Raw genomic sequence first — 20,385 nt, 5'->3', positions numbered from 1 at the left:
CCAGACTTACTCCGCTGATGTTTCAAGTGATTTGAGTTGAAGGAACAACGTGTCGGGGATGCCACGCGGCCGGAAGTCGCCGGCCGACAGCGCCGCGACGCGCACCTCCGCGTCCAGCAGCAGCTCGCCGTCGCGGCGGATCTCCTGCACGAACAACGCGCTCGCGCGCCGGCATTCCCGCAGGACCACCGACACGTCGAGTGCGTCGTCGAGCCGCGCAGGCCGGCGGAAATCGATCCGCATCGCCCGTACCGCGAACACCGTGTCGTGGTCGTCGCGCAGCGTCGCCTGGCCATGCCCGTGCGCGCGCAACCATTCGCTGCGGGCGCGCTCGAGAAATGCGACGTACTGCGCGTGGTAGACCACCCCACCCGCGTCGGTATCTTCCCAATAGACGCGTGTCGGCCAACTGAACCGGGGGCGAACCGCCTCATCCACCATGGCCGCCCTCCACGAACAGGTCGGCCGGCACCGTCTTCGGCGTCAGGCCCAGATGGCGGTAGGCCTTGTGGGTCGCCATGCGGCCACGGGCACTGCGGGCGAGGAAGCCCTGCTGGATCAGGTAGGGCTCGATGACGTCCTCGAGCGTGCCGCGCTCTTCGCTGAGCGCGGCCGCCAGCGATTCCACGCCGACCGGACCCCCGTCGAAATTCTCGATGATCAGCGCGAGCAGGCGGCGATCGAGCTCGTCGAAGCCCTCCGGATCGACCTTGAGCATCCGCATCGCGTCGTTCGCCACCTCCGGGGTGATGTGGCCGTCGGCGCGCACCTGGGCATAGTCGCGCACGCGGCGCAGCAGGCGGTTGGCGATGCGCGGCGTGCCGCGTGAGCGCTTCGCGATCTCGGCCGCCCCCTCGGGCGCGCAGGCGATGTCGAGGATCGTCGCCGAGCGGCGCACGATCTTCGTCAGTTCCTCGGCGCTGTAGAACTCCAGCCGCTGGACGATGCCGAAGCGGTCGCGCAGCGGCGCGGTCAACAGGCCCGCGCGCGTGGTCGCGCCGATCAGGGTGAAGGGCGGCAGATCGATCTTGATCGAACGCGCGGCCGGCCCCTCGCCGATCATGATGTCGAGCTGGAAATCCTCCATCGCCGGGTACAGCACTTCCTCCACGACCGGCGACAGGCGATGGATCTCGTCGATGAAGAGCACGTCGTGCGGCTGCAGGTTGGTCAGCAGCGCCGCGAGATCGCCCGCCTTCTCGATCACCGGCCCCGAGGTCACGCGCAGGTTGACGCCCAGTTCGTTGGCGATGACGTGGCTCAGCGTGGTCTTGCCGAGACCGGGTGGTCCGAAGATCAGCACGTGGTCGAGCGATTCACCGCGTCGGCGCGTGGCCTCGATGTAGATCGACAGCTGCTCGCGGACCGGCTGCTGGCCGAGGTAGTCGGCCAGTCGCTGCGGTCGGATGCTGGCCTCGATGGCATCGTCTTCGCGGGTCGCCGCCGGGGCGATGATGCGGTCTTCGGTCATCCGCGCATGATCGCACGCCGGCCCGGCCCGCGCCGCGGTGACAAGGGCCCGGCGCAACCGGGAGGCCTGCCTGCGCCGGCCTCGAGAAGCGGTCAGGACGACATCGGCTGGCGCGCGTCCTCAGGCGGGCGCGAAGGCCTGGGCGGCGAGTGCGAACGAGTGCCGGCGCGCGGCGTGGTCGAAAATGTTCGCGGTCAGCATCAGCTCGTCCGGCCGGTGCGCGGCGGCGAATTCGGCGATGCCCGCGCGGATGTCGGCCGGATCGCCGATCACCGCGCAGGCCAGCGCCTGCTCGACCATCGCCCGCTCCTGCGGTGTCCAGTACGCGTCGATGTCGTCGACCGGCGGTGGGATCAGGCCGGGTTCGCCGCGCCGCAGCCGCACGAAACTCTGCTGCTGGGTGGTGAACAGGCGCCGCGCCTCGGTGCGCGTGTCCGCCGCGACCACGTTCAGAAGCAGCATCGTGTGGGGCGCGTCGAGATACTTCGACGGGCGGAAGTCGTGGCGGTAACGGGCCAGGGCCTCTTCCATCATCGCCGGCGCGAAATGCGACGCGAACGCGAACGGCAGGCCCAGGGCCGCGGCCAGCTGCGCACTGAACAGGCTCGAGCCGAGCAGCCACACCGGCACGTCGAGACCGGGACCGGGCACCGCCTGCACGGCCTGACCCGGCTGCACGGGATCGAAGTAGCGCAGCAGTTCCTGCACGTCGCGCGGGAAGGAATCGGCACCGTCGAAGTACCGGCGCAGGGCGCGTGCCGTCGCGCCATCTGTCCCGGGCGCGCGGCCGAGGCCCAGATCGATGCGATCGGGATACAGCGAGGCCAGCGTGCCGAACTGCTCGGCCACCTGCAGCGGCGCATGGTTGGGCAGCATCACGCCGCCCGCGCCGACCCGGATCGTCGACGTGCCGCCGGCGATGTGGCCGATCAGCACCGCGGTCGCGGCGCTGGCGATGCCGGGCATGTTGTGGTGTTCGGCCAGCCAGTAGCGCTTGTAGCCGAGGGCTTCGGCGCGGCGCGCGAGATCCAGCGAATTGGCGAACGACTGGGCCGCCGTGCTGCCCTCGGTCACCGGGGCCAGATCGAGGACGGAATACGGAAGCGACGCAGGGGAAGTAGGCATGCGTGGAAGATGGGGCCGCTGCGCGGGGATTCCACCGCACCGATGGGACACTCTCGTGCGCTGCCGGGATGAAACGCGATCTGCGGGCCGTCGTTGTCGCCTCTCCCGACCGGACTTGCGCGGCCTGTGGCCGCGCGTGCCGGAGCGTCCGCCTGCCTCAGCCGGTCGCGACGACCCGGTTGCGACCGCGCGCCTTGGCGAGATACAGCCGCCGGTCCGCTTCCGCCAGCAGCCGGTGCAGATCGTCGCCGGCGCGCGCGGTGCGCACGCCGATGCTGACCGTCATCCGCAGCGCACCGCTGGGCGTGTCCATGCTCAGGTCCTCGATGCGCTGGCGCAGCTGGTCGAAGTACGCCGCCTGACCGGCGCGGTCGAGGCCCGGCGCCAGCACGCAGAACTCTTCGCCGCCGAAGCGCGCCACCAGGTCGTCCGGGCGCGCGTGCACCGACAGCGCCGTCGCGACCGCGCGCAAGGCGTGATCGCCGGCCTCGTGGCCCCAGCCGTCGTTGATGCGCTTGAAGTGGTCGACGTCCAGGATCGCCATCGCCAGCGGTCGCTGCGCGGCCTGCGTGCGCAGGACCAGCCGCTCGGCCTGGTCGAGGAAATGGCGGCGATTGGGCAGCCCGGTCAGGAAATCCCGGGTCGCGAGATCCTGCAGGCTGCCGATCAGTTCCAGCTGGTCGACGTTCTGCGACACCCGGCAGAAGAATTCCTCGCGGGAATAGGGTTTGCGCAGGAAATCGTTGGCGCCGCTCTTGAGGAAACGCGCGACCAGGGTCGCGTCCTCGTTGCCGGAGACGCCGATCACCGCGACCCGGTCGCGCGCGCGCAAGGCGCGCAGGCGCCGCGTCAGCTCGACGCCCTGCATGCCGGGCATCTCCTGGTCGATGATCGCCAGGCGGATCGTCGGATCCGATTCCAGCGCCCGCAGCGCCGTGCTCCCGTCGACGGCCTCGACCACGCGATAGCCGAAGGTCTCCAGCAGGGCCGCAGTGTGCAGCCGCGCGGACGCCGAATCGTCGACCACCAGCGCCGAGATGCGCCGGTTGCGCTCCAGCCGCTTCACCAGCCAGACGATGTAGTCGAGGCTGCCGGGGGTGCTCTTGAGCACCACGTCGATGACCCGGCGCCGCAGCATGCGCTCGCGCAGCACCTCGTCGTAGACGCCGGTGACGACCACCGTCGGCACGCCGCGCTCGAGGAAACAGTCGATGACCGCCTCGCGGTCGCCATCGGCCAGCACCAGGCCGGTCAGCGCGAGGAACCAGTCGTCGTGGCGGTCGAGCAGCTCGCGCGCTTCGGCCAGGGTCGACGCGACCACCACCGGAAGCTCGAGCTGCTGCTCGATCGCCTCGGCGACCGCCTGCACGTAGGCGCGCGAGTTCTCCACCAGCAGCACGCGCTGCGGCAGGGCCGGACTCGGGACGATCGGCTGGAGCACGGTCATGCGAGCCTGTGCTGACGAAAGGTATCGGCTCGTAATAACGGCCGCCTGCGGGCCGACTTGAGCCCCGGGTCCCGCAGGCGCACGCGGTGGACTTCCGTCGGCGGGCGCACGCAGGCGGCATGCGAGAATGCGCGCCCATCGCCCGGGAGCCGCGCGTGTCGCGTATCGGTATCCAGCATCCGTCCCGCATCGTGCCGCTGGCGTTCCTCGCTGCGATCGGCATCGGCACGGCGCTGTTGATGTTGCCGGGCGCCCGGGTTGGCGACGGCTCGGCACCGCTGATGACCGCCCTGTTCACGGCGACATCGGCGGTCTGCGTCACCGGCCTGATCGTCGTGGACACGCCGGTGTACTGGTCCACGTTCGGCCAGTGGGTCATCCTCGGCCTGTTCCAGGTGGGCGGCTTCGGCATCATGAGCGGCGCCACGCTGCTCGGCCTGATGGCGGCGGGCCGCCTCGGCCTGCGGACACGCCTGATCGCCCAGGCCGAGACCCACAGCCTGGGACTGGGCGATGTCACCGGCGTCCTCAAGCTGGTGCTGCTGACCACGGTCTGCGTCGAGGCGCTGACGGCCGGGCTGCTGGCGTGGCGATTGCACGACGGCTATGGCGAACCGGTCGGCACCGCGCTGTGGAACGGCCTCTTCCATTCCGTGTCGGCCTTCAACAACGCCGGTTTCTCCACCTATTCCGACAGCCTCGTCCGGTTCGTCGCCGATCCGTTCGTCGTCGTGCCGGTCATGGTCGCGATCGTGCTGGGCGGGGTGGGATTCCCGGTGCTCTACGAGCTGCGCCAGCGTCCGATGGCGTGGGCGCGCTGGTCGATCCACACCCGCATCACCCTGTTGGGCACCGCGGTGCTGATCGTGGGCGGCACGCTGATGATCGCCCTGTTCGAGTGGAACAACCCGGCCACCGGCGGACCGCTCGATGGTCCGGGCAAGGCGCTGGCGATGCTGTTCCACTCGGTGTCAGCCCGGACCGCCGGCTTCAATACGCTCGATGTCGGCGCCATGCAGAGCGAAACGCTGGCGGTCCATTACGTGCTGATGTTCATCGGCGGCGGCAGCGCCGGTACGGCGGGCGGCATCAAGCTCACGACGTTCTTCCTGCTGGGCTTCGTGGTCTGGGCCGAGATCCGCGGCGAGCGCGATACGACGGCCTTCAACCGCCGCATCAGCCCCGAGACCCAGCGCCAGGCGCTGACGGTCGTGCTGCTCGCGGTCACGGTGCTCGCCGTGGCGACGCTCGCCCTGATGCGCCTGACCGCGCTGCCGCTCGAGGTGCTGGTGTTCGAGGCGATCTCGGCCTTCGCCACCGTCGGCCTGTCCACCGGCATCACCGCCGGCCTGCCGGCATCGGCGCAGGGCGTGCTGATCGTGCTGATGTTCGTCGGTCGCGTCGGTACGATCACGGTCGCCACGGCGCTGGCCCTGCACAGCCGTCCCCGTCCTTACCGGTATCCAGAGGAGCGCCCCATCGTTGGCTAGACATCCTTCCGCCAATGGCGTCGTCGTGCTCGGGCTCGGTCGTTTCGGCATGTCCGTGGCCGGGTCCCTCGTCCGTATGGGCCACGACGTGCTCGGCATCGACGAAGATGCCGATACCGTGCAGCGCTGCGCCGATGCATTCACCCACGTGGCCCAGGCCGACAGCACCAGTACCGACGCGCTGCGCGCGCTCGGGGTCGCGGAGTTCGGACGCGCCGTCGTCGGGATCGGCACCGATCTCGAGGCCAGCGTGCTGACCGTCCTCGCACTCGAGGAACTGGGCGTTCCCGACATCTGGGCCAAGGCCACCAGTGCCAAGCACGGACGCATCCTCGAGCGCACCGGCGCGCATCACGTCGTCTATCCCGAAGCCGCGATGGGCGAACGCGTGGCCCATCTGGTCACGGGCCGGATGATCGACTTCATCGAGTTCGACGACGGCTTCGCCATCGTCAAGACGCGTGCGCCACGCGAGGCGCATGGCAAGACGCTGAGCGAATCGGCACTGCGGACGCGCTACGGCGTGACCATCGTCGGCCTCAAGCGCGGTCGCGCCGATTTCACCTATGCGCGGGCCGACACGATCGTCGAAGCGGGCGACATCCTGATCGTGTCCGGCGCCACGCCCCTGGTCGAAACGTTCGCCGCGCTGGACTGACCCGGGCGGCCGAGGTGACGGTCGCTGCCGGACCTCGCGGACCGGGGTGCAGCACGGCGACGCGCCACCGCCCGTCGCCCGACCCGGTGCACATCCGGCGCACGGCGTCTGGACGAACGCGCGCGAAGATTTTATGCAGAGTTTGCGAACGCGCGTTCCGCGCAGCGCTACCGTACACGCCTCGATCTGAAGGAGTGTTCGATGCATCCGGTGCTCAAGGATCTGGTGTTCATCGCCGTCGTCATTGCCGGCAGCGGCGGGCTCTATCTGGCGCTCGACGCGCTGCTCCGCCAGCGGGCCATGCGACGGCGCGGATCACCGCGTGACGTTCGCCGGCTCCGCTGACGGGACGCGCGCCGCGCGTCAGATCTCGACGTGGGTGCCCAGCTCCACCAGCCGGTTGCCCGGGATCCGGAAGAAACCCGACGCCGGCGCGGCATTGCGGTGGAGCAGTCCGAACAGCCGTTCGCGCCACAGCGCCATGCCGGGTCGCGCCGCGGCCACGACGGTTTCGCGACTGGTGAAATAGGTCGTGTCCATCGGGTCGATGCACGGCCCGTCGTCGGCGTCGCCACAGCGCATCAGCGCCAGCGGCACGTCGGGCGTTTCCATGAAACCGAACCGGATCACGATGCGGTGGAAACCGTCGCCGACGCGCTCGATCTTCAGCCGCCGGTGCGCATAGGGCACGGTCAGCGTCTCGACCGTCAGGAACACGTTGTGTTCGTGCAGCACCTTGTTGTGCTTGAGGTTGTGCATCAGGGCGTGCGGCACGATGCCGCGATCGCTGGTCAGGAACACCGCCGTGCCGGGCACGCGCACCGGCGGCGCCAGCATCAGGCCGGGAATGAACGTGTCGATGCGGATACCGTGCTGCTGCACTTCCTCGTGCAGCAGCTGCCGGCCGCGCCGCCAGGTCCGCAGCAGGGTGAACAGCGTGATGCCCAGCACCAGGGGGAACCACGCGCCCTGCAGGACCTTGGCGCCGTTGGCGACGACGAAGGCGATGTCGATGACCAGGAACACCGCGCACAACGGCAGCACCCACCGGCGCCAGCGCGGCCACAGCGCGCGCGCGACGACGGCCAGCAGCAGCGTGTCGATCAGCATCGTCATCGACACCGAGATGCCGTAGGCCGCGGCCAGCGCCGACGACGTCTGGAACGTCAGCACCAGGGCGATGACGACGATCGCCATCGTCCAGTTGATGCCGGGGATGTAGATCTGGCCGATCGTGTCGCTGGACGTGTGCCGCACCCGCATGCGCGGGATGTAGCCCAGCTGCATCGCCTGGCGCGCGACCGAGAAGCCGCCGGTGATGACCGCCTGCGAGGCGATCACGGTCGCCGCGGTCGCCAGCACGACCATCGGCCAGCGCGCCCATTCCGGCACGCCGATGTAGAACGGGTTCTGGATCGCCGCCGGATCCTCGAGCACCAGCGCGCCCTGGCCCAGGTAGTTGAGCATCAGCGAGGGCAGCACGAAGAAATACCAGGCGTAGCGGATCGGCTTGGCGCCGAAATGCCCCATGTCGGTGTAGATCGCTTCGCCGCCGGTCACCGCCAGCACCACCGCGCCGAGGATGAAGACGCCGCCCCAGCTGTGCTCGATGAAGAACCGCGCCGCCCACCAGGGATTGATCGCGTGCAGCACTTCCGGCTCGTGCAGGATGTTGACGATGCCCAGCACCGCCAGCGACAGGAACCACAGCACGGTGATCGGCCCGAAGATGCGGCCGACCTTGGCGGTGCCGAAACGCTGCGTCGCGAACAGCGCCGCCAGCACCAGCACGGTGATCGGGATGATCCACGCGTGCAGCGCCGGCGAGATGACCTCCAGCCCCTCGACCGCCGACAGCACCGAGATCGCCGGGGTGATGACGCCGTCGCTGAAGAACAGCGACGCGCCGAACACGCCGAGCAGGCCGACCAGATACGTGGATTTCGCGCCGCGCGGCAGGCAGCGCTGGGCCAGCGCCATCAGCGCCATGATGCCGCCCTCGCCGTCGTTGTCGGCGCGCAGGATGATCGTGACGTACTTCAGCGTCACCACCAGCATCAGCGACCAGAAGATCATCGACAGCACGCCGAGCACGGTGTCGTGGTTGGCGATCAGCCCGTAATGCGGCGAGAACGCCTCGCGCAACGTGTACAACGGGCTGGTGCCGATGTCGCCGAACACCACGCCGATCGCGCCCACGATCAACCCGGCCAGGCCGATGTTGCCGTGGCCGCTGGCGGCATGCGACGCGCCGCCGCCGGGAGAACTGGAGGAACTTGCCATGTCGACGTGGTCTCTGCGGACGGGTGGGGCCGTCAGCGAAGCGCGGACTGTAGCGCTTTTCGGATGATGGTTTCGGCCGGGTCGCCGTCGTTGGCCGCGGCCTTGGCCATCTTCTGGGCCTCGGCCGGCTTGTAGCCCAGCTGCTGCAGCGCGACGGTCGCCTCCGACAGCGGATCGGTCGCGGTGCGGCCGGCGTGGATCGCCCCACCCGCGCCGGCCAGGTCGGCCGCGCGGTCGCGCAGCTCGACGACCATGCGCTCGGCGGTCTTCTTGCCGATGCCCGGGATCTTGGTCAGCGCGGTCACGTCGCCGGTCTGCACCTGGCGCACGAACTCGTCGACGCTGACGCCCGACAGCACCGCGAGCGCGATCTTCGCGCCGATGCCGCTGACCTTCTGCACGTCGCGGAACAACCGCCGTTCGGACTCGTGCAGGAAACCGTACAGCGAGACGCTGTCCTCCTTCTGCGCGTAGTGGGTGAACAGCGAGACCTCGCGCCCGAGCGCGGGCAGGTCGTAGAACGTGCTCATCGGCGCCTCGAGCTCGTAGCCGACGCCGTTGACGTCGAGCACCAGCCACGGCGGGGCCTTGTGGATCAGCGTGCCGCGCAGGCTTCCGATCATGGGGCGGCGCCCTCCGGGCGCGGATGGTGGAGGCGGAGCGTAGGGCCGGCATTGTCGCGCACGTGCCGGCAGGCCGGATGACGGCGCGGCACGCTCACCGCTTGCGGCTCCAGGCCTGGCGCACGTCGACGCCGATGCGCCGGGCGCTGGCGCGCACGTGGGCGTGGGTGATCGCGACGGCGAGCGCATCGGCGGCGTCGGCCTGCAGCTTGCCGGTCAGGCCGAGCATCAGCCCGACCATGTGCTGGACCTGGATCTTCTCGGCGCTGCCCTTGCCCACCACCGCGAGCTTGATCTCGGTCGCCGCGTACTCGTGCACGCTGAGGTCGCGCAGCACCGCCGCGCAGATCGCCGCGCCGCGCGCATGGCCGAGCTTCAGGGCGGAATCGGGATTGCGGGCCATGAATACCCGCTCGATCGCGACCTCGTCGGGCCGGTATTCGACGATCAGCGTCGTCAGGCCGTCGACCAGGAGCCGCAGCCGGCGCGGGAAATCCTCGGCCGCCAGCAGGTTCAGCGGCGCGTGGAACACGTGCGAGACCTTGCCCGCGCCATCGACGTCGATGATGCCGACCCCGGTGCGCTGCGAACCGGGGTCGATGCCGAGGATGCGGGTCACGGGCTGGAATCAGCCGTCGAACGCGGCGTTGGCGTAGACGTTCTGCACGTCGTCGAGATCCTCGAGCAGGTCAAGCATCTTGCGCACCTGCTCCGCCGTCTCGCCGGACACGGCGATGTCGTTGTCGGCGCGGAACGTGACTTCGGCGTGGCCGGGCGTCAGCCCCGCGGCCTGCATCGCATCGCGGACGCCCTCGAAGGCATCGGGCGTGGTCAGCACATCGATCGCGCCGTCCTCCGGGTAGACCACAACATCGTCGGCGCCGGCCTCGATCGCGACCTCGGTGATGCGGTCCTCGTCGGCGCCGCCTTCGAAACTCAGCACGCCGACGCGGTTGAACATGAAGGCGACCGAGCCCTCGGTGCCCATGTTGCCGCCGCACTTGCCGAACGCGTGGCGCACTTCGGCGACCGTGCGCACGCGGTTGTCGGTCAGCGTGTCGACGATGACCGCGACGCCGCCGGGCGCGTAGCCCTCGTAGCGGATCTCCTCGTACTCCACGCCTTCCAGCTCGCCGGTCGCCTTCTTGATCGCGCGCTCGACGACATCCTTGGTCATGTTCGAGGCCATGCCCTTGTCGATCGCCGTGCGCAGGCGCGGATTGTTCGACGGGTCGCCGCCGCCGGCGCGCGCGGCCACGCTGATCTCGCGGATGATCTTGGTGAAGATCTTGCCGCGCTTGGCGTCGGTCGCGTTCTTGCGCGCCTCGATCGAAGGTCCTCGGCCCATCTTGAAACCCGTGTCTGCGTTGGGGCGGCGATTTTACACCGCGTCGGCCGGCGTCTCCGCCTGCGCGAAACGTCCTTCGCGCAGGAAGGCCGTCGCCTGCGCGATCGCCGCGGCCGAGACCAGCAGGCCGCTGTGGCTGGCCGCGACCACGACGTGGTCGGCCAGGCCCGGCGCGCGGGTCTCCGACACCGCCACGGTGCCGTCGTGCGGCTCGTCGAAGCGCGCCAGCAGGGCGCCAAGGCCACGCGGGATCCGGCCGGCGATCATCCCGACCTCGAAGCCGGCCGGCCAGGTCGCGCAGCCGCCCAGCAGGATCTCCGCGCTGCGTCCGAAGTACAGGCCCGACAGCGGCAGCCGCGCCAGACGCGCGGCGGCGCGGCTGCCGGAGACCGGCGTGCCCATGCAGACCACGCGCCCGACCGGCGTTTCCGGATGCTCGGCGAGTTCGCGCAGGGCCACGAGTCCGCCCAGGCTGTGGCCGACGATGTGCGCCGGTCCACCGTCGCGCAGCGCGGCATGCAGGCGGTCGACCGCCGGACGCGGCCCGCCGGTGATGCTGTCGTAGCCGATGATCTCGGGCGCGAAGCCCGCGGCGTGCAGCCCGCGCGCGAACCGGCGCATCGTCAGGCCCACCATCCAGATGCCGTGCAGCAGCAGCACACGCGTCGGCACGGCGGCGCCCGCTTCGGATCCTCCATTGCCCGTCATGCCAAGGCCTCCCGCAGTTTCCACGCGCGCGGCGACAGCCCGGCGTGCGCCTTGAACGCGCGCGACAGCGCCGCCTCGCTGCCGTAGCCGACATCGCCGGCGATCCGCTTCAGCGGTTGGCCGCGGCGCAGCGCCTGCTGGGCCAGGCCGATGCGCCAGCCCTGCAGGTACTGCCCGGGCGTGGTGCCGACGATGTCGCGGAACGCCGTCGCGAACGCGCTGCGCGACATGCCGGCCGCGTCGGCCAGCGTATCCAGGCTCCAGTCCTGCGCCGGCGCCTCGTGCATCGCCACCAGCGCATTGCGCAGCCGGGCGTGCGACAGCCCCGACAGCAGGCCATCGGTGACCGCGCCCTGCTCCATCAGCTGGCGCAGGATCTGGATCATCACCACCTCGAACAGGCGCTCGACCAGCGCCACGCGACCGCAGCGCTGGGCGAAGGCCTCGTCGAACAGCAGCGCCAGCACCGGCGCCGCGCCGGCGATGTCCGCGAGCGGCAGGCAGACCACGTCCGGCAGCGCCGCGGCGATCGGATGCGCCGCACCGCCCTCGAACGCCAGGTGGGCGCAGACCATGTCGGCGCCGCGCTCGGCATCGGTGACGAAACGGTGGGCCATCGGCCGCGGATACAGCAGCAGGCTCGGCCGGTCGATGCGCAATCGTACGTTGCCGTGGAAGACCTCGACCTCGCCGCGCCGCACCAGATGCAGCTGGCCGACGCCGTCGTCGCCCCCGAGCGCGTGCACCCCGCACAGCGGTCCCGCCTGGAACACCTGTGCGCGCACGGGGAAGCGGGTCATCAGTGCGGCGAGGCGATCGGTCACATCAGGACTCCTGGTTAACTTTATTGGATTTTATAGCACCAAACGTGTCGACCTGCGGCGCAATCTAGTCCTCACCGGACGGCAGCCGTCGTCCCCCACCCCGCAGGAGACCACCATGTCCATCGAACAGATCCTCTACACCGCCACCGCGACCGCCACCGGAGGCCGCGAAGGCCGGGCCACGTCGGACGACCAGGTCCTCGCCGTCGCCCTGTCCACGCCCCGTGCCCTCGGCGGCGCCGGCGGTCCCGGCACCAACCCCGAGCAGCTATTCGCGGCCGGCTGGTCGGCCTGCTTTCTCGGCGCCCTGAAGTTCGTCGCCGGCAAGCAGAAGATCGCGCTGCCCGCGGACACCACCGTCACCGGCCGGATCGGCATCGGCCCGGTGCCGACCGGTTTCGCCCTCGCCGCCGAACTGACGATCGCCGCCCCCGGCATCGCCCGCGACACGCTGCAGTCGCTGGTCGACCAGGCCCACGTCGTCTGCCCCTACTCCAACGCCACGCGCGGAAACATCGACGTGACGCTGGTGCTCGCCGACTGACCGGCACGCCCTTCCCCTTCCCCACCCACCGGAGCCACGCCCATGCAATTCCTGTCCAGCGCCCTCGCCGCCTCCCTGCTCGCCATCACCGCGCCCGCGGTGCTGCCGGCCGAAGCCGCGCCTCCCGCGACGCACGCCGTCGCCCACACCGCCAGCACCATCACCACCCGCGACGGCGTGCAGCTCTACTACAAGGACTGGGGCCCGAAGGACGGCCCGGTCGTGACCTTCAGCCACGGCTGGCCGTTGAACTCGGACAGCTGGGAATCGCAGATGCTGTTCCTCGCCGACCAGGGCTTCCGCGTCGTCGCCCACGACCGTCGCGGCCATGGCCGCTCCAGCCAGCCCTGGGACGGCAACGACATGGACCATTACGCCGACGATCTGGCCGCCGTCATCGAGGCGCTCGACCTGCGCGACGTGACCCTCGTCGGGTTCTCCACCGGCGGCGGTGAAGTGGCCCGCTACATCGGCCGCCACGGCACGTCGCGCGTCAGGAAGGCGGTGCTGATCAGCGCGGTACCGCCGCTGATGCTGCAGACCGCCGACAACCCCGGCGGCCTGCCGATCGCGGTGTTCGACGGCATCCGCGCCGCGCAGATCGCGAACCGCGCGCAGCTCTACCGCGACATCCCCAGCGGCCCGTTCTACGGCTTCAACCGGCCGGGCGCGCAGGTCTCGCAGGGCCTGATCGACAACTGGTGGGCGCAGGGCATGCAGGGCGGCCACAAGAACACCTACGACTCGATCGCCGCGTTCTCGGCGACCGATTTCCGCGACGACCTCAAGCGCTTCGACGTGCCGACCCTGGTGATCCACGGCGACGACGACCAGATCGTGCCGATCGACGCCGCCGGACGCGCTTCGGCGGCGCTGATCCCGGGCGCCGAACTGCTCGTCTATCCCGGCGCGCCGCACGGCCTGACCGATACCCACAAGGACCGGGTCAACCAGGATCTGCTGGACTTCCTGCGCAAGTGATCCACATGGCGAGACCTCGAAGCGGCTGCGCTCGCGTGCAGCCGCTTCGAGCGTGCGCTGCCGTCAGGCCGGCCGTCGCAGGATGTATTCGTCGTCCAGGGTCGCGCCGACCGGGAACGTGTAGTTGCCGACCTTCGCGAAGCCGTAGCGCCCGTAGAAGCGCTGGGCGCCCGCGTTCTCCGACCACACGCCAACCCACAGCGTGCACGGGCCATCGCGCTGCAGCCATTCCATCGCCGTCTCCAGCAGCCGCGCCCCGAGCGCCTGGCCCTGATGGCCCTGCAGCAGATACAGGCGCTTGATCTCGCCATCGCCTGCGGCGACATCGGCGTGCGGCAAACCGCAAGGCCCCGCCGCGCAGTGGCCGATCGGCTCACCATCGCGTTCGAGCAGCCAGACCGCGTAATCCGGGTGCGCCAGAATCGTGCGCTGTTTCGCCACCGGGTAAGCGTCGGCGAGGAACGCGGCCAGATCCTCCGGCGGATACAGATGGCCGAAGGTTTCGGTGAAGGTACGCGCGGCGAGCGCCGACAGTGTGGCGGCGTCGTCGACGGTGGCGCGGCGCAGCGTCGCCATCGTCAGTCCTCGGCGCCGTCCCAGGCGGCGTGGGTATCGGGCACGAAGGCCAGTGCGACCGCGATCGTCTCGATGGATGCGGATTCGCCGCGGCTGCGCACCAGCCAGCCACCGAGCACGCGGGCGCGCTCGGTCACCAGACCCGAGGCGGTATCGCCGCCCAGCGTTTCCCACTCCAGCGCGATCACGACGCGCTCGCCTTCGGCCGCACCTGGATGTGCACCTCGGCCAGCTGCGCATCGGCGATCGGCGACGGTGCATCGGTCATCAGGCACTGCGCGCCGGTGGTCTTCGGGAACGCGATGACGTCGCGGATCGACTCGGTGCCGGCCATCAGCGCGGCGATGCGGTCGATGCCGAACGCGATGCCGCCGTGTGGCGGCGCGCCGTACTTCAGCGCGTCGAGCAGGAAGCCGAACTTCGCCTGCGCTTCCTCGGCGCCGATGCCGAGCAGTTCGAACACCGCAGACTGCATCGACGAACGGTGGATACGGATCGAACCGCCGCCGATCTCGTTGCCGTTGAGCACCATGTCGTAGCCGCGCGACACGGCCGTCGCGGCGTTCGCGCGCAGGTCGGCCTCGTCGTCGACCGACGGCGCGGTGAAGGGGTGATGCAGGGCGACGTAGCGCTGCGCCTCGTCGTCCCATTCGAACATCGGGAAGTCGGTGACCCACAGCGGCGCCCAGCCCTCATTGACCAGGCTGAAATCCTTGCCGGCCTTCAGACGCACCGCGCCCATGAAATCGCTGACGGTCGAATACTTGCCGGCGCCGAAGAACACGAGGTCGCCGTTGCCCGCGCCGACGTGCGACACGAGGGCGGCGAACGCGGCCTCGTCGAAGAACTTCTGGATCGGCGACGACACCTCGCCGGTCTCCGAAATCTTGATGTAGGCCAGACCCTTCGCGCCGTACTTCGCGGCATGCGCGGCGTACTCGTCGATCTGCTTGCGGCTCAGACTCGCGCCGCCCGGAATGCGCAGCGCGCAGACGCGGCCGCCGGCTTCATTGGCCGGGCCGGTGAACACCGCGAACTGGCTGTCCTTGACGAGATCGGCGACGTCCACCAGTTCCAGCGCGATGCGCAGGTCCGGCTTGTCCGAGCCGTAGCGACGCATCGCCTCGGCATAGGTCATGCGCGGGAATTCGGCCGCGAGCTCGACGCCCGCGACATCGCGGAACACGTCACGGATCATCGCCTCGACGAGATCCTGCACGTCGCGCTCCGACACCCACGCGAACTCCATGTCGAGCTGGGTGAATTCCAGCTGGCGATCGGCGCGCAGGGCCTCGTCGCGGAAGCACCGCGCGATCTGGTAGTAGCGGTCGAAGCCCGCCATCATCAGGATCTGCTTGAACAGCTGCGGCGACTGCGGCAACGCGTAGAACTCGCCCGGATGCATGCGCGCCGGCACCAGGAAGTCGCGCGCGCCTTCCGGCGTCGCCTTGGTCAGGATCGGCGTTTCGATGTCCTGGAAACCCTTGTCGTCCAGCCAGTGGCGCAGCGCGCTGACCAGCTTGGTGCGCGTGCGCATCCGGCGCTGCATCTCCGGATGCCGCAGGTCGAGATAGCGGTACTTCAGGCGTGTTTCCTCGCCCGGGTTCTCGTGATGGTGGAACGGCAGCGGCTCGGCCTTGTTCAGCACCTCGATCTGGGTGGCGACGATCTCGACCTGGCCGGTGCGGATCTTCGCGTTGACCGAATGCCGCGCGCGCACCGTGCCGGTGATGCGCAGGCAATCCTCGTAGCCCACCTGCTCGGCCGTCGCGACGACGGCGGCATTGCCGTCCGCATCCGACGATTCCGCGACCACCTGCACGATGCCTTCGTGGTCGCGCAGGTCGATGAAGCAGACGCCGCCGAGGTCGCGGGCGACATCGGCCCAGCCGCACAGGGTGACGGTCTGGCCGATCAGTGATTCGTCGATCAGGCCGCAGAAATGGGTACGCATGGGAACTCCGGACACGAAAGCGCGGGCGCACGGACCGTCACGACGACGACCGCGCTGGATGCAAGCCCGCTAGTTTAAGGCGTCGCCGCGACGCGCGCGGCGGCAGGCGCGTCAGTCCGCCGAGGCGGGCTTCGCGGCCGGCTTGGCGGCCGGCTTGGATTCACTGGCCGTGGGCTTGGATTCGGGCTTGGCCGCAGGCGCATCGGCCGCCGGCTTGTCGCCACCGGATCTGGCGCCGCCGTCGCCGCTCTCGACCAGGTTGCGCTTCTTGTCGCCGTCCTTCTTGAAGTCGGTCTCGTACCAGCCGCTGCCCGCGAGGCGGAACGACGGCGCGGTGAGCTGGCGGGTGACCGCGGACGCGCCGCAGTTCGGGCAGACCGCGGGATCGGGGTCGGACATCTTCTGCAGGCGGTCGAAGGCGTGGCCGCAGTCGGTGCACTGGAAGGCGTAGATCGGCATGGCGAGGAACCGGCGACGACAGGGGAGCCGGCATTCTGGGGCCGCCGGCGGGACTTGCAAGTCCGGCGTGGCGCGCCGGGCGCGCGTGCGGCCGCGCCACGCGGCGTCGACGGGCCTAGACTGGCCTTCTTTGCCGGAGGCTCGCGCCATGTCCCAGCCCGCCAATTTCCGCACCGTTGCCGCGGCCGCGCTGATCGCGCTGGGCCTGGTGGGCGCCGGCTGGTTTGCCGCCCAGGGCATGGCCAAGCTGCGCACCGAGGACCGCTTCGTGACCGTGAAAGGCTCGGCCGAGCGCGTGGTCGAGGCCGACCTCGTGGTCTGGCCGCTGTCGCAGACCGTTGGCGGCGACGACCTGGCCGTCGTCCAGGCCGGCCTCGATGCCAATACCGCGACGATCCGCCAGTTCCTGACCAGCGCCGGTTTCGGCGAGGACGAGGTCGTGGTCTCGCCGCCACGCCTGGAGGACCGCTGGGCCTATTCCTACGGCGAAGGGCGACCGCCGGAGCGCTACCGCTATTCGAACACCGTGACCTTGCGCACCGGCCGCGTTGCCGAGGCGATGACCGCCCTGCGCCGCAGCGGCGAGATCGTCGCCCAGGGCGTGATGCTCAATACCGGCGAGGACGGCGGTCCGCAGTTCGATTTCACCCGGCTCAACGACATCAAGCCGGAGTTGATCGCCGAAGCCACGGCGAACGCGCGCGTGTCGGCCGAGCAGTTCGCCAAGGACTCGGGCGCGCGCATCGGCGGCATCCGCAGCGCGAACCAGGGCGTGATCTCGATCGGTGACCGCGACCGCGGCAGCCCGCACGTCAAGACGGTGCGGGTGGTGACGACAGTGGAGTATTTCCTGCGCGACTAAGTCGCGCGGCGGACGACCGATCTGCGTCGACCGGCGCCCGGCACGACCTGCCGAACAGCCGGGCTCAGTAGCCCCAGGGCGTCGGCGGCGCGGCGACGGTCTTGGTCAGGTCGAACTCGACCTGGAACCGGCGGCCGCCCGGACGCGTCAGCTCGTAGACGAAGCGCTCGCCCGGACGGATTTCCATCGCCCAGGTGTTGGTCACCGATGCGGTGAGGCCTTCCTGCTCGAACATCGCGATCGATTCCGCATCGACCGGGAATTCCTGGCGCTGCTCGGTGCCCGCGTTCTGGGTGTCGCCGCCGTACATCGTCACCGGATCGTCGCTGCCGTCGGGCAGGCGATGGTCGTGCTTGAGACGCAGGCCGTGCTCGGTGCGGGTCAGGATCCAGGTGCGCGAATGGTCGTCGCCGACGTGGAACGGGATGCGCAGCTCCTGCTCCTTGTCGTTGCAGCCGCGCACGTGCATGACCAGCGCCTTGCCCTCGAACGCATCGGGCTCGGCGTCCGGCGCCGGCGGCGGCTCGTTCGCGACGATGCGGCCGGCGAACGCTTCGCCGCAATGCCGGGCGATCGCCGCGAGAAACGCATCGGCGGGCGCGCGCTGGGTGGCGGCGGCTTCGGCCGCGGCCGCCGCGGCGGCGTCCGCGGTCGGGTCGGCAGGCGGAGCGCGGGTGGCGGCCTCGTCGGGCGCCTCGGTCTGCTGACACGCAGCGAGGGCGACGACAAGGGCGGCGGAAAGCAGGGCAAGCGGCAGTTTATTCATGGCCCAACCCTACCCGGCCGCCCGTTCACGGGCAAGCTGGGGACAGCGCGAGGCTGCGCATCGAACGCGGTTCGGATAGAACACGCGACGAGCCGCGGCAGCGCATGCCGCACGCGTGGCACCGGGTCGCCACGCGTCCTGCGCGCAACGCCGCCTGCATGCCGGGTGCCGACGCGCGGTCCACGGTCGCGATCAGGCCGCGTCGTACAACGCCAGCAGATCGCCTTCCGCGGTTTCGAGCTCGGCGCGCAGCGCCGCCTGGCGCTGGCCGAGATCGGCGGCCCGGGTCGGATCGGCATAGGTTGCCGGATCCGCCAGCGTGCCGTCGATGTCCGACAACGCCTGCTCGAGTTCGGCGACGCGTGCTTCGGCCTTCTGCAACTTGTGCGGATTGGCCTTGGTCGTCTTCGCCGCCGGTTTGGCCGCGGGTGCGGCGGCCGGCAACGCGGACGGAGGCGGCGTGCGCAGTTCGCCGGCGTTGCCACGCGCGCGCAGCCAGGCGGCGTATTCGTCGAGGTCGCCGTCGAAGGGGATGACGACGCCGTCGGACACGCGCCAGAAGGTGTCGCTGACCAGGCCGATCAGGTGGCGGTCGTGCGAGACCAGCACGATCGCGCCGGGAAAATCGCTGAGCGCTTCGGCCAGCGCCTCGCGCATCTCGAGGTCGAGATGGTTGGTCGGTTCGTCGAGCAGCAGCACGTTCGGCTGCAGCCACGCGATCAGCGCCAGCGCCAGGCGCGCGCGTTCGCCGCCCGAGAACCCGTCGATGCTCTCGAACGCGCGGTCGCCCGGGAAGCTCCACTTGCCGAGGAAGTTGCGGAAGTCCTGGATCGACACGGTCGGCGAGAGTTCGCGCAGATGGTCGATCGGCGACGTGCCGGCGACCAGCGATTCCACCGTGTGCTGGGCGAAGTAACCGATGCGCAGGTCCGGATGCGCGTAGCGTTCGCCGGCCAGCAGCGGCAGCTCGCCGACGAGGGTCTTGACCAGCGTCGACTTGCCCGCGCCGTTCGGGCCCAGCAGGCCGATGCGGTCGCCCGCTTCCAGGCCGAAGCCGACGTTGTCGAGAATCACCACCGCGCCATCGGCGGCCGGATAGCCGCAGGTGCCGTGGTTGATGCGCAGCAGCGCATGCGGCAGGCGCACCGGCGCGGGGAAGTCGATGCGCACCTCGCGTTCGGCGCGCACGGCTTCGGTGTCGGCCATCTTCGCCAGGCGCTTGACCCGCGACTGTGCCTGCTTGGCCTTCGCCGCGCTGGCCTTGAAACGGTCGATGAAGCTCTGCAGGTGCGCGCGCTCGGCCTGGCTCTTCTCGTGGGTGATCTGCTGCAGGCGCAGCTGCTCGGAGCGCTGGCGCTCGAACGAGGTGTAGTCGCCGGTGTAGAGCTTGGCCTTGCCGCCGTGCAGGTGCAGCGTGTGGGTGCAGACGTTGTCGAGGAATTCGCGGTCGTGCGAGATCAGCAGCAGTGTGCCGGGGTATTTCAGCAGCCACTGTTCGAGCCACAGCACGGCGTCGAGATCCAGATGGTTGGTCGGCTCGTCGAGCAGCAGCATGTCGCTCGGCGTCATCAGCGCACGCGCCAGATTCAGGCGCACGCGCCAGCCGCCGGAGAACGTCGCGACCGCGCGCTGGTGGGTGTCGGCCGGAAAGCCCAGGCCGTGCAGCAGCTTGCCCGCGCGCGCGCCGGCGTCGTAGGCGCCGACCTCGGCCATGCGCAGGTGCACGTCGGCGACCGCTTCCCAGTCCTCGGCCGCGAGCGCGTCGGCTTCGGCCTTCAGCACCGCGGCGACGGCTGCATCGCCACCCAGCACGAAGTCGATCGCCGCGTCGGGCAGCGACGGCATTTCCTGCGCGATGCTGGCCACGCGCACGCGGTTGGGCAGGTCGAGATCGCCCTTGTCGGCCTCGACTTCGCCGCGCACGGCCGCAAACAGGGAAGACTTGCCGGTGCCGTTGCGGCCGACGACGCCCACGCGCCAGCCGGCATGTAGGGTCAGGTCCATTTCGGACAACAGCAGCCGTTCGCCGCGCCGCAGGGCGAAATTCTTGAAGGAAATCATGGCGCGATTCTACCGGACGCGGGCCTGCCTCCGGCCCGGCACCGCCCGCCGCGAGGGCCCGTCGCGTGCGATCCACCATGTGGGGCGCCCACTGCGACCGCGAAACGCGCGATGAGACGGAAGCGAGTGCGCCGCCTCCCTCGACGCGCGATCGCCATGCGCGCCGGCCGCATGGCCACCCGCATCCCGTTCGACCTGCGCGCAA

22 protein-coding genes are annotated in these 20,385 nt (G+C 70.0%); 6 read left to right on the top strand and 16 right to left on the bottom strand.

Going from position 1 to position 20,385, the window contains the following annotated elements; translation table 11 throughout:
• Window positions 1–6: 6 nt before the first annotated feature.
• The 4 genes from ybgC to CJ022_RS00965 all read right to left on the bottom strand — a co-directional run bounded on the left by ybgC (window position 7) and on the right by CJ022_RS00965 (window position 4,043).
• Window positions 7–441, bottom strand: a complete 435-nt coding sequence (ybgC, locus tag CJ022_RS00980) for a tol-pal system-associated acyl-CoA thioesterase (protein WP_101924845.1) — start codon at window positions 439–441, stop codon at window positions 7–9.
• On the bottom strand, window positions 431–1,471 hold the full coding sequence (gene ruvB, locus CJ022_RS00975; protein ID WP_101924844.1) for a Holliday junction branch migration DNA helicase RuvB: 1,041 nt from the start codon (window positions 1,469–1,471) through the stop codon (window positions 431–433). The genes ybgC and ruvB overlap by 11 nt, the downstream gene beginning before the upstream one ends.
• A 120-nt stretch (window positions 1,472–1,591) precedes the next feature.
• Window positions 1,592–2,596, bottom strand: coding sequence for an LLM class flavin-dependent oxidoreductase (locus CJ022_RS00970; RefSeq protein WP_101924843.1), 1,005 nt, complete (start codon window positions 2,594–2,596; stop codon window positions 1,592–1,594).
• Window positions 2,597–2,753: 157 nt separating this feature from the next.
• Window positions 2,754–4,043, bottom strand: coding sequence for a diguanylate cyclase (locus tag CJ022_RS00965; RefSeq protein WP_101924842.1), 1,290 nt, complete (start codon window positions 4,041–4,043; stop codon window positions 2,754–2,756).
• 155 nt (window positions 4,044–4,198) lie between these two features.
• On the opposite strand from CJ022_RS00965, the gene CJ022_RS00960 reads away from it, so the two are divergent.
• The 3 genes from CJ022_RS00960 to CJ022_RS17000 all read left to right on the top strand — a co-directional run bounded on the left by CJ022_RS00960 (window position 4,199) and on the right by CJ022_RS17000 (window position 6,536).
• Window positions 4,199–5,533 carry a TrkH family potassium uptake protein gene (locus CJ022_RS00960; protein WP_199171398.1) on the top strand — a complete coding sequence of 445 codons (1,335 nt, stop codon included), beginning with the start codon at window positions 4,199–4,201 and terminating at the stop codon, window positions 5,531–5,533.
• A complete protein-coding gene (locus CJ022_RS00955; RefSeq protein WP_101924840.1) occupies window positions 5,526–6,191 on the top strand; it encodes a potassium channel family protein in 666 nt (221 codons plus the stop codon). Before CJ022_RS00960 ends, CJ022_RS00955 begins: the two co-directional genes overlap by 8 nt.
• Before the next feature lie 201 nt (window positions 6,192–6,392).
• On the top strand, window positions 6,393–6,536 hold the full coding sequence (locus tag CJ022_RS17000) for a hypothetical protein (protein ID WP_158238324.1): 144 nt from the start codon (window positions 6,393–6,395) through the stop codon (window positions 6,534–6,536).
• A gap of 18 nt (window positions 6,537–6,554) precedes the next feature.
• Here the strand turns inward: CJ022_RS17000 and CJ022_RS00950 are convergent, their stop codons facing one another.
• From CJ022_RS00950 to CJ022_RS00925, 6 genes are all read right to left on the bottom strand, one after another.
• Window positions 6,555–8,474, bottom strand: coding sequence for a potassium transporter Kup (locus CJ022_RS00950; protein WP_101924839.1), 1,920 nt, complete (start codon window positions 8,472–8,474; stop codon window positions 6,555–6,557).
• A 32-nt stretch (window positions 8,475–8,506) separates the two neighbouring features.
• Window positions 8,507–9,097: a Holliday junction branch migration protein RuvA gene (gene ruvA, locus CJ022_RS00945; RefSeq protein ID WP_101924838.1), complete on the bottom strand. Its 591-nt coding sequence runs from the start codon at window positions 9,095–9,097 to the stop codon at window positions 8,507–8,509.
• A gap of 94 nt (window positions 9,098–9,191) precedes the next feature.
• On the bottom strand, window positions 9,192–9,716 hold the full coding sequence (gene ruvC / locus CJ022_RS00940; protein ID WP_101924837.1) for a crossover junction endodeoxyribonuclease RuvC: 525 nt from the start codon (window positions 9,714–9,716) through the stop codon (window positions 9,192–9,194).
• 9 nt (window positions 9,717–9,725) lie between these two features.
• Window positions 9,726–10,445: a YebC/PmpR family DNA-binding transcriptional regulator gene (locus tag CJ022_RS00935; RefSeq protein WP_101924836.1), complete on the bottom strand. Its 720-nt coding sequence runs from the start codon at window positions 10,443–10,445 to the stop codon at window positions 9,726–9,728.
• Window positions 10,446–10,478: 33 nt separating this feature from the next.
• Window positions 10,479–11,153, bottom strand: coding sequence for an esterase/lipase family protein (locus CJ022_RS00930; protein ID WP_101924835.1), 675 nt, complete (start codon window positions 11,151–11,153; stop codon window positions 10,479–10,481).
• Entirely contained in the window at window positions 11,150–11,977 is an 828-nt protein-coding gene (locus CJ022_RS00925) for an AraC family transcriptional regulator (protein ID WP_101924834.1), read from the bottom strand. Before CJ022_RS00925 ends, CJ022_RS00930 begins: the two co-directional genes overlap by 4 nt.
• Before the next feature lie 115 nt (window positions 11,978–12,092).
• Between CJ022_RS00925 and CJ022_RS00920 the strand changes: the two genes are divergently transcribed.
• Complete coding sequence (locus tag CJ022_RS00920; protein ID WP_101924833.1) at window positions 12,093–12,521, top strand: organic hydroperoxide resistance protein; 429 nt, start codon at window positions 12,093–12,095, stop codon at window positions 12,519–12,521.
• A 42-nt stretch (window positions 12,522–12,563) separates the two neighbouring features.
• On the top strand, window positions 12,564–13,502 hold the full coding sequence (locus CJ022_RS00915; protein ID WP_101924832.1) for an alpha/beta fold hydrolase: 939 nt from the start codon (window positions 12,564–12,566) through the stop codon (window positions 13,500–13,502).
• Window positions 13,503–13,565: 63 nt separating this feature from the next.
• Here CJ022_RS00915 and CJ022_RS00910 read toward each other — a convergent pair whose 3' ends face one another.
• The 4 genes from CJ022_RS00910 to CJ022_RS00895 form a co-directional block, all read right to left on the bottom strand.
• A complete protein-coding gene (locus CJ022_RS00910) occupies window positions 13,566–14,078 on the bottom strand; it encodes a GNAT family N-acetyltransferase (protein ID WP_101924831.1) in 513 nt (170 codons plus the stop codon).
• A 2-nt stretch (window positions 14,079–14,080) separates the two neighbouring features.
• Window positions 14,081–14,266, bottom strand: a complete 186-nt coding sequence (locus CJ022_RS17730) for a hypothetical protein (protein ID WP_199171397.1) — start codon at window positions 14,264–14,266, stop codon at window positions 14,081–14,083.
• Entirely contained in the window at window positions 14,263–16,032 is a 1,770-nt protein-coding gene (gene aspS / locus CJ022_RS00900) for an aspartate--tRNA ligase (protein ID WP_101924830.1), read from the bottom strand. Before aspS ends, CJ022_RS17730 begins: the two co-directional genes overlap by 4 nt.
• Window positions 16,033–16,143: 111 nt before the next feature.
• A complete protein-coding gene (locus CJ022_RS00895; protein ID WP_101924829.1) occupies window positions 16,144–16,491 on the bottom strand; it encodes an FmdB family zinc ribbon protein in 348 nt (115 codons plus the stop codon).
• Between the two features lie 148 nt (window positions 16,492–16,639).
• Between CJ022_RS00895 and CJ022_RS00890 the strand changes: the two genes are divergently transcribed.
• A complete protein-coding gene (locus CJ022_RS00890; RefSeq protein WP_158238323.1) occupies window positions 16,640–17,353 on the top strand; it encodes an SIMPL domain-containing protein in 714 nt (237 codons plus the stop codon).
• Between the two features lie 64 nt (window positions 17,354–17,417).
• Here CJ022_RS00890 and CJ022_RS00885 read toward each other — a convergent pair whose 3' ends face one another.
• On the bottom strand, window positions 17,418–18,119 hold the full coding sequence (locus CJ022_RS00885; RefSeq protein ID WP_101924827.1) for a hypothetical protein: 702 nt from the start codon (window positions 18,117–18,119) through the stop codon (window positions 17,418–17,420).
• 192 nt (window positions 18,120–18,311) lie between these two features.
• Window positions 18,312–20,180: an ABC-F family ATP-binding cassette domain-containing protein gene (locus tag CJ022_RS00880; protein WP_101924826.1), complete on the bottom strand. Its 1,869-nt coding sequence runs from the start codon at window positions 20,178–20,180 to the stop codon at window positions 18,312–18,314.
• Window positions 20,181–20,385: the final 205 nt, after the last annotated feature.

It is taken from the genome of Luteimonas rhizosphaerae (genome assembly GCF_002849595.1).
Classification (GTDB): Bacteria; Pseudomonadota; Gammaproteobacteria; order Xanthomonadales; family Xanthomonadaceae; genus Luteimonas; species Luteimonas cellulosilyticus.
The sequence above is the reverse complement of the archived record's forward strand: the minus strand, read 5'-3'. Positions and strand labels throughout refer to the sequence as shown.